Source organism: Paenibacillus sp. Dod16, assembly GCF_049893405.1.
In the GTDB taxonomy this organism is placed as follows: Bacteria; Bacillota; Bacilli; order Paenibacillales; family Paenibacillaceae; genus Paenibacillus_AQ.
Genome location: NZ_JBNDYG010000028.1, coordinates 131,941 through 145,411, shown reverse-complemented (window position 1 = coordinate 145,411; position 13,471 = coordinate 131,941). Strand labels below are relative to the sequence as shown.

General features: G+C 49.5%; 12 protein-coding genes, 1 pseudogene and 1 riboswitch. Of the genes and pseudogenes, 10 read left to right on the top strand and 3 right to left on the bottom strand.

Translation table 11 applies throughout. From position 1 onward, the window contains the following. The first annotated feature begins 66 nt into the window (after positions 1 to 66). The 3 genes from ACPV3A_RS20170 to ACPV3A_RS20160 are packed head-to-tail and all read left to right on the top strand — an operon-like array spanning position 67 to position 2,005. Positions 67 to 435: a GntR family transcriptional regulator gene (locus ACPV3A_RS20170; RefSeq protein ID WP_009591066.1), complete on the top strand. Its 369-nt coding sequence runs from the start codon at positions 67 to 69 to the stop codon at positions 433 to 435. Next, positions 435 to 1,325 carry an ABC transporter ATP-binding protein gene (locus tag ACPV3A_RS20165; protein WP_194543321.1) on the top strand — a complete coding sequence of 297 codons (891 nt, stop codon included), beginning with the start codon at positions 435 to 437 and terminating at the stop codon, positions 1,323 to 1,325. The genes ACPV3A_RS20170 and ACPV3A_RS20165 overlap by 1 nt, the downstream gene beginning before the upstream one ends. After that, entirely contained in the window at positions 1,322 to 2,005 is a 684-nt protein-coding gene (locus ACPV3A_RS20160; protein ID WP_194543320.1) for a hypothetical protein, read from the top strand. The genes ACPV3A_RS20165 and ACPV3A_RS20160 overlap by 4 nt, the downstream gene beginning before the upstream one ends. 17 nt (positions 2,006 to 2,022) lie before the next feature. On the opposite strand, the gene ACPV3A_RS20155 is transcribed toward ACPV3A_RS20160, so the two are convergent. After that, entirely contained in the window at positions 2,023 to 3,348 is a 1,326-nt protein-coding gene (locus ACPV3A_RS20155; RefSeq protein ID WP_220684771.1) for a voltage-gated chloride channel family protein, read from the bottom strand. 72 nt (positions 3,349 to 3,420) lie between these two features. Then, positions 3,421 to 3,481, bottom strand: a riboswitch (Fluoride riboswitch). A 233-nt stretch (positions 3,482 to 3,714) separates the two neighbouring features. Here ACPV3A_RS20155 and ACPV3A_RS20150 point away from each other — a divergent pair. The 4 genes and pseudogenes from ACPV3A_RS20150 to ACPV3A_RS20135 all read left to right on the top strand — a co-directional run bounded on the left by ACPV3A_RS20150 (position 3,715) and on the right by ACPV3A_RS20135 (position 8,615). Then, positions 3,715 to 4,739: pseudogene (locus tag ACPV3A_RS20150) on the top strand (FecCD family ABC transporter permease). After that, complete coding sequence (locus ACPV3A_RS20145; protein ID WP_426200801.1) at positions 4,739 to 5,773, top strand: FecCD family ABC transporter permease; 1,035 nt, start codon at positions 4,739 to 4,741, stop codon at positions 5,771 to 5,773. The pseudogene ACPV3A_RS20150 and the gene ACPV3A_RS20145 overlap by 1 nt, the downstream one beginning before the upstream one ends. A 94-nt stretch (positions 5,774 to 5,867) precedes the next feature. Then, positions 5,868 to 7,583 carry an ABC transporter ATP-binding protein gene (locus ACPV3A_RS20140; RefSeq protein ID WP_071220418.1) on the top strand — a complete coding sequence of 572 codons (1,716 nt, stop codon included), beginning with the start codon at positions 5,868 to 5,870 and terminating at the stop codon, positions 7,581 to 7,583. A 33-nt stretch (positions 7,584 to 7,616) separates the two neighbouring features. Beyond that, the gene (locus ACPV3A_RS20135; protein ID WP_426200798.1) at positions 7,617 to 8,615 is read left to right on the top strand and encodes an ABC transporter substrate-binding protein; all 999 of its coding nucleotides are present in this window, start codon (positions 7,617 to 7,619) and stop codon (positions 8,613 to 8,615) included. Positions 8,616 to 8,784: 169 nt separating this feature from the next. On the opposite strand, the gene ACPV3A_RS20130 is transcribed toward ACPV3A_RS20135, so the two are convergent. Then, entirely contained in the window at positions 8,785 to 9,189 is a 405-nt protein-coding gene (locus ACPV3A_RS20130) for a winged helix-turn-helix transcriptional regulator (protein WP_194543315.1), read from the bottom strand. Between the two features lie 192 nt (positions 9,190 to 9,381). Here ACPV3A_RS20130 and ACPV3A_RS20125 point away from each other — a divergent pair, with 192 nt between their 5' ends. From ACPV3A_RS20125 to ACPV3A_RS20115, 3 genes are all read left to right on the top strand, one after another. After that, entirely contained in the window at positions 9,382 to 10,587 is a 1,206-nt protein-coding gene (locus tag ACPV3A_RS20125; RefSeq protein ID WP_194543314.1) for an MFS transporter, read from the top strand. A 108-nt stretch (positions 10,588 to 10,695) separates the two neighbouring features. Beyond that, positions 10,696 to 11,541, top strand: a complete 846-nt coding sequence (locus ACPV3A_RS20120; protein WP_426200795.1) for an aldo/keto reductase — start codon at positions 10,696 to 10,698, stop codon at positions 11,539 to 11,541. Positions 11,542 to 11,659: 118 nt separating this feature from the next. After that, the gene (locus ACPV3A_RS20115; RefSeq protein WP_071220423.1) at positions 11,660 to 12,454 is read left to right on the top strand and encodes an SDR family NAD(P)-dependent oxidoreductase; all 795 of its coding nucleotides are present in this window, start codon (positions 11,660 to 11,662) and stop codon (positions 12,452 to 12,454) included. Positions 12,455 to 12,480: 26 nt separating this feature from the next. Here the strand turns inward: ACPV3A_RS20115 and ACPV3A_RS20110 are convergent, their stop codons facing one another. After that, a complete protein-coding gene (locus ACPV3A_RS20110) occupies positions 12,481 to 13,341 on the bottom strand; it encodes a helix-turn-helix domain-containing protein (protein ID WP_426200793.1) in 861 nt (286 codons plus the stop codon). Between the last annotated feature and the right edge of the window lie 130 nt (positions 13,342 to 13,471).

Below are 13,471 nucleotides of genomic sequence, written 5' to 3'. Positions count from 1 at the left end.
TGGTTAATTACATGAGTAACTAACCAATGATGCAATGAAGGTTATAAACGAAAGTTGGTGAGGTAAATGGCATTTCAGATTGATGACAGCAGACCGATATTCATGCAAATTGCCGACAAAATCGAAGACGACATCATCGAAGCACGACTGCCTGAGGAGACACAGGTTCCGTCAACGAATCAGTTTGCAGCCTTTTACCAGATCAATCCGGCAACGGCTGCCAAAGGCGTAAATCTGCTGGTGGATCAAGGGATTTTGTACAAGAAACGGGGGATTGGCATGTTTGTAGCCTCAGGGGCTCGTGAATTGCTGATGGAGAAGCGCAAGACGGAGTTTTATGAGCAGTACGTTGTCGCCATGGTTAAGGAAGCGGCGAAGCTTGGGATTACCAAAGATCAATTATCGGAAATGATCCGCAGAGGGGAGCAAGACTGATGAGCCAAACCGTGATTGAAGTCAAGAATTTGAGTAAGAAATATAAGGATACTATGGCCGTCGATAATGTGAGCTTTACGGTAGAAGCCAACAAGATCTACGGATTGCTGGGAAGGAACGGAGCCGGCAAAACGACCATCATGCAGATGATCACAGCGCAACTATTCGCAACCCAGGGTGAGATCCGCGTATTTGGTGAGCATCCTTATGAAAATCTAAAGGTCATCCAGCAGGTATGCTTTATTAAGGAAGGTCAGAAGTATCCGGATCTGTTCACGGTCAGGGATGTGATGGAAACTGCAGCGAGCGTATATCCGAACTGGGATGCGGAATATGCCAAGGAACTGATCGAGGTATTTCGATTGCCCATGAAGCGACTCGTGAAAAGATTGTCCCGCGGTATGCTATCGTCGGTTGGCATCATTGTCGGACTCGCCAGCCGCGCACCCATTACGATCTTTGATGAGCCTTATCTGGGTCTGGATGCCGTGGCCAGAGAGCTGTTCTATGATCAATTGATCGAGGATTACACCGATCATCCGCGTACGATAATTCTGTCCACTCATTTGATCGACGAGGTTAGCAGACTGCTGGAGCATATCATTGTCATTGATGGCGGGAAAATATTGCTGGACGACGCCACGGATGATTTGCGGGGACGCGCTTATACGATCGTCGGTCCCTCCGGGATGGTCGAATCGTTCATCCAGGGGCAGGAAGTGATCCATCGGGAGTCTTTCGCTTCCATGTTGTCCGTTACGTTAATGGGAAGCGCATCAACGAAGTTAAAAAAAGAGGCGGAAGAATTGGGTTTGGAAACAGCCCCCGTCTCCCTTCAGCAGTTAATCGTATATCTGACTAAGCGTGAAAAGGTGGGGGGCCAACTATGAACGGAATTCCTGGCGTACTGCGTATTTATACGAAACAGAAATTATCCTGGATTTACTTGCCTTGGGCAATCACGGCATTCAGTTTTCTGACTAACTATTTTATCAGCCTAATGGTTAATGGAGATTCATTCTATGCCGGTGGCTTGGCTACGATTTTTATCTATGTCTTTGTCGGGGCTTTGGTTTCGGTGCTGCAGCTGTTTCCATTCGCCCTAGGGTTCAGTATTCGAAGAACGGACTTCTTTGCAGGATCTGTTCTTATGTTGGTTTCGTACAGCATCTTTACGTCAATCATTTTATTGATATTAGCTGAAGTTGAACGGTCAACGGGTTCTTGGGGAAATCGGGTATCTTTCTTTAAACTGCCGTATTTAAATGACGGCACGTTGCTAGAACAATTTATGATCTATTTCATAGTACTTGTTTCATTTGCCTTTATCGGGATGGGAATCGGTGTTTTCTATCTTCGGCATCGTGGTATTAAAACCTTTGTCATGCTTGCGGCCTATTTCATTCTATTATCGGGGCTCAGCGTACTGATTACCCAATATGGCCGGTGGGGACATGTGATTGACTGGGTTGTGAAAAACACTGCTTTTGAATTGTCGCTGTGGTTCATTCCGATCACGCTCATCCTTGCTCTCTTTAGTTACCGTTCGATTCGCAAAAGCTCGGTGTAAAGGCAAAAGACGTCCGATTACTTGGACGTCTTTTGTTTGTGCTTCTGTTTATTTAACGTTTTTGCACCCGCAAGCGTTGTGCCCAGCGGAAACGAGAGAAGCGGGTGTTTGGATATGCCGATTTGTTGGGAGGTATAGATGCCGGAGTGCCCGGAGAACAGGTAGCTGATAACGCAGGCCATCAACATATACACGGCGCCTTCCCCGCCGAACAGTTCGATTCCCATAATAAAGCAAGCAATCGGGGTGTTCGTCGCTCCGCAGAAGACGGCAATAAATCCTAGTGCAGCCAGGAACGGAGCGTATAATCCGATCCATTCGGATAACGCGTTGCCCAGCGTTGCACCGATGGCAAACAGCGGGGTTACTTCCCCTCCTTGGAAACCTGCTCCGAGCGTCAGCGAGGTAAAGAGGATCTTGCCGAGAAAGGCGAGAGGCGATACCTCGTCTGTGAAGGAGGCTTCAATCAGGGGGAGTCCCAGCCCCAAATATTCGCGTGTCCCAAGCAGATAAACCAGCGCAATGATGATGATGCCCCCGACAGCGCTTTTGATCATCGGATTGTGGAAGAAATAACCGTACCACTGCTTCAAGGAATGGGTTAGCTCACTGAACAGCCGGCTTGTCAGACCAAAGAGAATCGAGGCGAAAATCACCTTTAGGATTACGAGGAAACTCAAAGCCGGAATTTCTCCGATTGGATAATGCAGATGGCTGACGCCCCATAGGGAGGTGGCGATCAGATTCCCGACCAAGCTGGCTACGAATGCAGGGAATAGGGCTTGATGCGAGATCAGTCCGATGGCAAGCACTTCAAGTCCAAATAGGGTTCCCGCCAGCGGCGTGCCGAAGATGGATCCGAAGCCGCCGCTAATTCCGCAGATTAGCAGTATTTTTCGATCCGCCGGCGTTACGCGGATAAGCTTGCCGAACCCCTCCGATAAACTTCCTCCCATCTGAACGGCAGTGCCCTCACGTCCTGCAGATCCCCCAAACAGATGCGTGATCAATGTCCCGATTAGCACTAATGGCGCCATGCGCAATGGTACGGATTCTGTACCGCCATGGATTTGTTCAAGGATGAGATTATTCCCTTTGGTGCAACTCTTGCCAAACTTGTAATATAGGAAGCTGACCCCGGCCCCTCCCAAGGGAAGGAAGAACAGCAGCCAAGGATTCTCCATGCGAAGGGAGGTTACATAGTCCAGACTGTAAAGAAAGAAGGCGGAGGCGCTGCCCGTCATCAATCCTACAAAACTTCCCAGAACGATCCATTTGATGAAGTAACCGGACAACAAGGCGTATGGCCATTTTTCGGCAGTGTTAAACCATTTTTTAATCATGCAGTTTCACCCGTTTCTATATATTCGCCGCTAACCCTTCAATACACAAACAGACTCCTACCAGGAAAGCGACCTCTGGTAGGAGTCATTAGCTATCGAAGCGGTTATGGCGAACTCCATCGCCTCATTCAATTAGCATTTATTGTAATGGAATAGAGGTTTCCGTGTCAATGGCACAATCCATTAGGAGCGGGGCATTTAGTTAAGCCCAAAGCAGTATCGCTTATATTTGGAAAAAAACGCTTGACTTGGGCATGGACTTTTTTCAGGTGAGAAATTCAAGATGTCCATGGACGCAGGAAAGACCTATATTTTATAGTTACAGTTGATAATGAGAATCAATATCATATTATTGAGGGGAAAATGATGTCAGCAAACACGTCCAATCCAAGTCTTACAGATTCCAAGACCGACGTTACACTCAAGGGGCGACCATGGGCTGCGACCCTGATTCTTACGGGCGGCGTTGCAGCGCTGGTGCTTGGCATAGCTTTATCGATACCGCTCGGAGCGGCCGATATTGATCTGCGAAATGTTTGGGAAGCGGTGTTCTTCTTTAATCCCGACGTGACGGAGCATCAGATCATACAGGAACTGCGCTTGCCGAGAGTCCTCGGCGGGGCGATGGTGGGCGCCTGCTTTGCCGTATCCGGCGCGATCATGCAGGGGATGACCCGCAATCCGCTCGCTGATTCCGGTTTGCTCGGATTAAATGCGGGAGCGGGTTTTGCCATTGCCCTCTGTTTTTCCTTTTTTCCGGGGCTGCCTTATATGTACCTGATTCTGTTCTCATTCCTTGGAGCAGGATTAGGTGCGGTTCTCGTGTATGGGGTCAGTTCCATGGCAAAAGGAGGCCTAACGCCGGTACGTCTCGTTCTTGCGGGTGCTGCCCTTAGTGCTTTGTTAAGTGCGCTTAGCGAAGGCATCGCATTGTATTTTCAGGTCGGACGGGACATGGCGTTCTGGTATGCCGGCGGAACCGCGGGGATTAAGTGGGTCCACCTAAAGATTATGCTGCCGTGGATCGTCGCTGCTATATTGGGAGCTATTGCATTGTCACGCTCTATTACCATGCTCAGCCTCGGCGATGAGATCGCCCGCGGGCTCGGGCAGCGAACGGGTCTCGTCAAGCTGGCCGGAACGGTGATTGTGCTTGTGCTGGCAGGGGCTGCCGTCTCATGATTCCGCACGTCACCCGCAAGCTGGTCGGTGTGGATTACCGCCTCATCATTCCTTGCTCGGCCGTTCTTGGGAGCTTGCTGGTCGTCATTGCCGACTTAGCAGCAAGAATGGTGAACCCTCCTTACGAGACACCGGTGGGCGCGATCATCGCATTGATCGGGGTGCCCTTCTTCCTCTACTTGGCACGCAAAGAAAGGAGGGAGCTGTAATGGAGACCATCACGAATACCATGCATGGGCGAAAAGACAAGAAGCGCAAAATCATCACCCTGTCTGTGCTGGCTGCCCTGATCGTTCTAGTATTTCTAATCAGTATGAACACAGGGGTCATTCGTTTGACGCCGCTTGAGGTCATAAAGACACTGTTTGGCGGCGGGACGGATAAGCAGGAGCTGGTGCTGTTCGAATTCCGCTTGCCGCGTATCGTCATCTCGCTGCTGATTGGGGCAGGCTTAGCGATATCGGGATGTGTGATGCAGGGAATATCCCGTAATGAGCTGGCGGATCCGGGTATCTTGGGGATTAATGCAGGTGCAGGCTTGATGGTGATGCTGTTCATTTCATTTTTTCCAAGTACGACGGCGGCCCCTGTCTATCTACTGCCGGTGCTTGCATTGATTGGAGCGAGTTTAACCGCTGCATTAATATGCGTGCTGGCCTATAAGAAGAATCAGGGCTTTAAGCCGACGGGGCTGCTCTTAACAGGGATTGCCGTTGCGGCTGGCATTAGTGCGGCAATGATTGTGCTAACGCTGCGCTTGAGTCCTGAAAAATATCAGTTTGTTGCCACTTGGCTGGCGGGCAGCATTTGGGGTTCGAGCTGGAAGTTTGTATTGGCATTGCTCCCATGGATCCTTGTGCTTCTGCCCTTCGTCATGTATAAAGCGCAGGTGATGAACGTTCTCAATCTTGGAGAACCGATGGCGACCGGACTCGGTGCTTCTGTCACGAGGGAGCAGCTGAAGCTGTTGGCAGCGGCGGTTGGCTTGGCAGCCTCGTGCGTCGCAGTAAGCGGCGGAATTGGATTTGTCGGACTTATCGCACCCCACCTGTCCAGACGCTTGGTCGGTGCGAAGCATCAGCTGCTGCTGCCGGTAACGGCACTGGTTGGTGCACTGCTGGTTATCACAGCCGATACCCTTGGACGTTGGATCATCCAACCATCTGAGATTCCGACGGGGATCGTGGTTGCGGTGATCGGTGCTCCTTATTTCCTGTACCTGTTATCCAGATCGAGGGCATAAAAGGATAAGTTCGTCACGGATCTAAATGGGGCAATTGTTAAAAAGAAAGGACTTGCTCATTTCAATAGCGGAATATCGGATTAAGGAGGTCCTTATGCTGCGTCGATTTTTTTCCTATTACAAGCCTTATAAAGGGCTGTTTATCCTGGATTTTTGCTGCGCTATCTTTGCGGCTTTACTTGAATTGATATTCCCGGTTGCCGTCAACCGCGTGATTGACGACTTGCTGCCAAGCGGCAACTGGAAGTGGATCTTATACGCTTGTCTGGGTCTACTCGGCATTTATGTTGTCAGTTCCTTCTTGCATTACGTTGTCACCTATTGGGGGCATAAACTCGGCATCAACATTGAGACGGATATGCGCAAAAAACTGTTTGATCGGGTTCAGAAGCAATCCTTCCGTTTTTTTGACAACAACAAGACGGGACATCTAGTCTCGCGGATGACAAACGATTTGATGGATATCGGAGAAATTGCCCACCACGGTCCGGAAGATCTGTTCATCGCCGTCATGACGCTTGCCGGAGCTTTGGGCATCATGCTCGGACTTAACTGGGAGCTCGCGGTGATGACGTTTGTGATTGTTCCATTGATGGTCTATCTATCGCTGTATTTCAGCGGGAAAATGTCGGCTGCGTTCAAGCGCATGTTCTCCGATATTGCCGATTACAACGCACGGGTGGAGAACAACGTCAGCGGTATCCGAGTGGTACAAGCCTTCTCGAATGAGGAGCATGAAATGGCTCGTTTCGCGGAGAACAACAACCGCTTCCGCTTAACGAAGCTGGTTGCTTACCGCATCATGGCTTGGAACTCTTCGATCAGCTTTATCCTGATGAAATTCATCTCCCTGTTCGTTTTGGTGTGCGGAACTTGGTTCGTGATCGAAGGGCGGATGACCAACGGGGAGTTTATCGCTTTTGTCATGCTGTCCAACGTGTTCCTTGGTCCGATTAAACAGATCAATGCGGTGATTGAGATGTATCCGAAGGGAATCGCCGGTTTTAAGCGGTATTTGGAGCTGCTTGAGAGTGAACCGGACGTTGCGGATTCGCCGGGTGCCAAGCCAGTTAACCATTTGCGGGGAGACATTGCCTTTCACGGGATATCCTTCGGTTACGAGAACAAAGATCAAGTGCTGCAGGATGTTAATTTATCGATTCGAGCTGGTGAAACTGTTGCGCTTGTGGGTCCGTCCGGAGCGGGCAAGACCACCCTGTGTTCTCTGCTGCCGCGTTTCTATGATACTGCTGCTGGCCGGATTACGATTGACGGAATCGATATCCGGGACATGACGCTGCAATCCCTTCGTTCCCATATTGGCATCGTGCAGCAGGATGTATTCCTGTTTGATGGCAGCATTCGCGAAAACATTGCTTATGGCCGACTGGATGCTGCAGATAGCGACATTATGAAAGCCGTGAGCCGTGCCCAGCTTGAGGATCTGGTCGCTTCGCTTCCGGATGGGCTGGACACCTTAATTGGCGAGAGAGGCGTTAAGCTGTCCGGCGGACAGAAACAGCGCCTGTCGATCGCCCGGATGTTCCTCAAGAATCCGCCGATTCTTATTTTGGACGAAGCAACGTCTGCATTGGATGCGGAGACCGAAGCGGCGATTCAGCAGGCGCTGGCCGAACTGTCGGAGGGACGTACGACCCTGGTGATTGCACACCGACTAGCAACGATCAAGAATGCAGACCGCATTGTGGTTGTTGCAGACAAAGGTATCGCCGAACAAGGTATCCATGAAGATCTGCTCGCAGCGCATGGTATATACAGCCGATTGCATCGGGCTCAATTCGGTGCTTGATCCAAGCTTAAACTTTATGAGGAGGATGAAACTATGTTCACATCTAAATTTCGGGTAACTCTCTCCATGCTCATCCTATGTTCGTTCTTGATTTCCGCATGTGGCGGGAATGGAAATACCACCAACGAAGCGGGTTCTTCAGGCGAAACAGCTGCAGGCGCGGACAAGCCCCAGACTGAAGCCGCAGCTCCTACGACTAGAAAGGTGGATACGATTCATGGTCCGATCGAGTATCCCGCCGATCCACAGCGAATTGTAGTCGATGCATATTTACCTACCTTATTGCTGCTCGGAGAAAAGCCGGTCGGCGCGACAGCGACGGATCTCGAGAACGTCCATATCCAAGACAAGATTGAGGGCATAGAAAATACGGGGGAAAGCGCTCCGGAAAAGATAGTGGAACTGAACCCTGACCTGATTATCAGCGCTAACTCCGATCCGGAAGTTTTCGAGAAGCTGTCTAAAATCGCGCCGACGGTCATTTTGCCTTATGAAACCTATCGAAGCGTGCACGAAGAAGTAGAGGGATTGGGTGCTATTCTTGGCAAAGAAGTAGAAGCGAAGGAATGGCTCGCTGAATTTGATAAGAAAATAGAAGAACTGCGCGTGAAAGTGAATGGCGTTATTGAAGAGGGTGAAACTTTTTCCATCTTTGGCGCTTTCGGCAAAACCTTCTACCTGTACGGCGACGGCATTTATCGGGGAGGATTGGCAATATACAAGGAGCTTCAATTAACGCCTCCGGCAACGATTCGAAAAGAATTGATTGATGCCAACGTGACTTACAAAGAGGTTTCCCTGGAAGTTCTGAATGATTACGCAGGCGATTATATCTTCTTTGATGAGTCTAACGGTGCCGAGTTGGATAAGAAGGACAAGGTGTGGACTTCGATTGAGGCCGTCAAACAGGATCGCGTGTTTTATCTCGATGCCAAACGGTTCTGGCCGTTTGATCCCATTGCTGTCCTGGCCCAGGCTGAGGAAGTGACGGAAATGATCGTCAGCCAAAAAGAGAAAGAGAACGCGAAATAGTCAGCGGTCTCGGTGCTTACGCATGGAATGTGCAGGAGGGCATTACATTTCTTTCATTCCCTGAATTGATCTTATGGTTTGATAACATAGAGAGAATATGAAAAGGGCAAGGTCCGTGATCACGGACCTTGCCCTTGCTATTTGTATCAAGAGTGCTTATAAATCAAGTCTAGCGTGCATCTGTGGTTGTGGGCTCGTCCGAGACTTTCAGTTTATCATTCAGGATACTGTCCTCAAGCACGCTGAATTTGTCCCCGTATACCTTCGTAATATGATTTTCGCCCCATGCACAGAGCATATCCAGAATTCCGCTCAAACTCATGCCGTACTCGCTCAGCTCATATTCCACTTTAGGCGGTACTTGATTATGAATAATCCGATTGATCACACCGTCGTCCTCCAGCTCCCGCAGCTGCTGCGTCAACATTTTTTGGGTGATGTGCGGCATGAGACGCTTCAGCTCATTGGTTCTTTTACGGCCATGGGTCAGATGGCAGAGGATCACGCATTTCCATTTGCCCCCGATCACTTCCAATGTCGCTTCGACGGCGATGTTGTATTTCTTCGTTTGCATATTCATCCTCCTATTCTTAATAGGCACTAAAAAGTACCTAGGGTACTGTCAGGTACCTACATTACAAAAAAGTACGTTCTTCACACAAGAAATGATATAGATCATAATAGCATTTGCCAGCTGGATTACACCATACTCAATATTTTTACAATATATAAGCAAGAGAATAGGATAGGGGGAAATATCAACATCATGATGATCGATAAAAAAAGAAGTATGCTGGCGCTGCTGGCGCTTGCCGTCAGTGCCTTCGCCATCGGAACTACGGAATTTATCAGCGTAGGGCTGCTGCCGTTGATTGCGGAGGATATGAACATATCCGTCACGACCGCCGGATTGACCGTTTCGATGTATGCGCTTGGCGTTACTTTCGGTGCGCCGATCCTAACGTCGCTGACATCAAGGATGTCCAGGAAGACTTTGCTGCTCTGGATTATGATCATTTTTATTATTGGTAACAGCTTGGCAGCGGGCGCATCTTCTATTGGTATCCTGCTAGCAGCACGTGTATTTTCGGCCTTTTCGCATGGCGTATTTATGTCGATCGGCTCGATCATTGCCGCAAGCGTGGTGCCTGAGAACCGCAGGGCATCCGCGATCTCCATTATGTTTACGGGGCTGACGGTAGCGACGGTTACCGGCGTTCCGCTTGGTACGTTTATAGGTCAACAGTGGGGCTGGAGACTTGCTTTTGTCGCCATTGTCGTGGTCGGTATTGTTGCGTTGATCGCGAACAGTATCCTGGTCCCTTCCGACTTGCCTAAGGGAGAACGCACTTCATTCCGTGACCAGGCTAAATTGCTGACGAATGGAAGACTGCTGCTTATGCTCCTGATTACGGCCCTCGGTTATGGGGGGACCTTCGTCGTCTTCACTTATTTATCCCCATTGCTGCAGGATATAACAGGCTTCAAGGAAAATACGGTGGCCATCATCCTGCTGGTATACGGGATCGCCATTGCAGTCGGTAATGTGATCGGTGGAAAGGCAGCCAATCGCAACCCGCTTCGAGCACTATTCTATATGTTCATCGCCCAAGCGCTGGTGCTGATCACGCTTACGTTTACCGCACCGTTTCAAGTGGCCGGACTGATCACGATTTTTCTCATGGGATTTTTGGCTTTCATGAATGTGCCGGGACTACAGGTTTATGTCGTCATGCTGGCTGAACGGTTTGCACCGGGGGCTGTGAATATGGCTTCCGCGCTGAACATTGCCGCATTTAATGCCGGCATCGCCATTGGCGCTTTTCTGGGCGGCTTAATCACGAATTCCATGGGCCTGATTCATACGGCATGGATCGGGGCGCTGATGGTGCTCGGCGCGGTGGTTCTCACCGGATGGAGCTTGAAGCTGGAACGGAAGGAGACGGATAAGCCGAGTAAGCAAGCGGCCTAAATGATCATTTTATGAAGGGAGGTGATGTCTAAGCGTATTATCGGGGATACTGCTGTATAGGCTAACTTTTTACAACAAAAACAAAAAAATGTTCGGAGGTTTATCAACATGACAGCACAACACTTACAAGATACAACCACTTTATATAATGGAGTTAACATGCCTTGGTTTGGACTTGGCGTATTTAAAGTAGAAGAAGGACCGGAGCTGGTGAATGCCGTTCGCACGGCCATCCAGCATGGATATCGGAGCATAGACACTGCCGCCATATACGGCAATGAAGAAGGCGTTGGACAAGGCATTCGCGAGGGCTTGGAAGCTGCCGGAATTAAACGGGAAGATCTGTTTGTCACATCTAAAGTATGGAATGCCGATCTCGGTTATGAATCGACATTGAAGGCATACGATGAAAGTCTGCGAAAGCTGGGTCTGGAATATTTGGATTTGTACCTTATACACTGGCCGGTTGAAGGGAAATATATAGATGCGTGGAAGGCGTTAGAAACGTTGTACAAGGAAGGACGCGTTAAAGCCATTGGCGTGAGCAATTTTCAGATCCATCATCTGGAGCGTTTAATGAAGGAAACGGAAATTAAACCGATGGTGAACCAGGTGGAATATCATCCAAGACTAACGCAAAAAGAACTGCAGGCGTACTGCCAGGCGAATGGAATTCAGCTTGAAGCATGGTCTCCATTAATGCAAGGACAGCTGCTGGATCAAGAGGATCTTCAGCACATCGCAGAGAAGCATCATAAATCGATCGCGCAGATTATTCTTCGTTGGGATTTACAAAACGGCGTTGTCACGATTCCGAAATCGACCAAAGAACATCGGATCGCCGAGAATGCGGATATCTTTGATTTTGAATTGTCCGCTGAGGATATGCAGCGCATCGATAGCTTGAATCAAAATCACAGGGTGGGACCGGATCCGGACAATTTTGATTTCTAAGGAATCTTCGTTTAAGTAAGGACAGAAGTTTAATGAATATTGTGGCTCTCCCGAACCTCGGGCGGTAACGACGGGAATCGGGAGGGTCATTCCTACATAACGGAAGGAGAGATGTTTAATGAATTTGGATCTGAAGGGAAAAGTCGCATTGGTAACAGGTTCAACGTCCGGCATCGGCAAAGCGATTGCCATGTCGCTTGCAGCCGAGGGAGCGTCCGTCATTATAAATGGAAGACATGAGGACAAAGTAAAACAGACGATCCATGATATTCACGCTGTGCATCCGGATGCCGAGCTGCGTATTGCCGTGGCGGATCTCGGAACGGAGGAGGGCTGTCATCAGGTCAGGGAAGCTGCTCCGGTCGTTGATATTCTGATCAATAATTTGGGGATATTTGAGCCTGCCGAATTTTTCGATATCCCTGATGCGGATTGGTTCAGGTTCTTCGAGACCAATATCATGAGCGGAGTTCGCTTAACCCGGCACTATTTGAAGAATATGATCAATCGCAATGAAGGTCGAATTATATTTATCGCGAGTGAAGCGGCCATCATGCCGTCCCAGGAGATGGCACATTACAGCGCAACCAAGACGATGCAGCTGTCCCTTTCCCGAAGCTTGGCTGAGCTGACGACAGGGACCCGCGTCACGGTGAATACCGTCATGCCTGGCTCCACGCTTACGGAAGGCGTTGAAACGATGCTGAATACGCTATATCCGGATGAGGATCTTTCGATCGAAGAAGCAGAGCAGCGGTTTATGAAGGAGAATCGGCCGACTTCCATCATTCAGCGATTGATTCGACCGGAGGAGATTGCGGATTTTGTTACGTATCTCAGCAGTCCCAAATCCTCGGCGATTAACGGTTCAGCGCTTCGAATCGACGGGGGCTTGGTACGAAGCGTATTCTAAGCAACCGAGGTGTTGTGAACGCTTTGTTAGGAACGGTATTTCTGCCTAAAGGATTTGGGTTTGAAGCCTGTATACCGAATAAAGCTGCGAATGAAATACGGAAAAGAACCGAATCCGGATTCTTCGGCAATGCGTCCGATCGGATCGTTGGTGTGGATTAATAGTCGCTTGGCTTGTTCGATCCGATGCCGTGTTAGAAATTCCAGGGGCGTACAGCCGAACGTTTTATTCATGCAGATCGACAGATAGTTCTGGTGGAAGTGCATGGCCTCGGATAATCTCTGATAGCTAACCGGTTCTTTGTAATGTTGTCTCAAATAGTTGGCGGTTCGTTCGGCTATGGCATATTGAGGATTCTGATGCTGGATCCCGTCCTCTTCGGCTTGAAGCAGCAGGAGCAGCTCATGCAGCAGCTGCTCCTGTTTCCAGCGTGCCGCGGAAGAAGACGATGACTGAAGGTTCTGCAATTGCTCTAACAGGAGTTTCGCCTGCTCTATCGAAGGCAGCTCTCCATACTTGGGTATATAAAAAGAGAAACGCTCGATCTGCACATAAGGCTGATTGGTTTGCGATAAGGCAAAAAGGGTCAGCTCCTCTGTTTCAATCCAAGACCCTAGCGTCTGAAAATGCAGCCAATAAAAGTGGGTTTCCTCCTGACAGGGCTCAAATGTCCGGTGGGCTGCATCCGGTCTAAGAATAAAGTAGCAGCCGGCCTTCACCCTGTAAGCAGCACCGTTCTCCTCCAGGAAAAGCGCCCCTTTTGTCACCAGAATCAGATCAAAGACCCCAATGTTATAGCGATCCGGATGTTTGTCTCCTACCTGATAGGTATCTTCTCCACAAATGATATAGTGGGGCAACGGCGGCGCCATGAACTGGAAGATCATCTGCGACCAGGCCTCCTCCTCAAAACGGACTTTTCTCTATGATAATCGCTTTGCCGGTCCGGATTCAATACGCCAGCATGTTGCAATCGGATAAAAAGATGTTGTTTCTGTGTATAGGGCACCGCCCGGG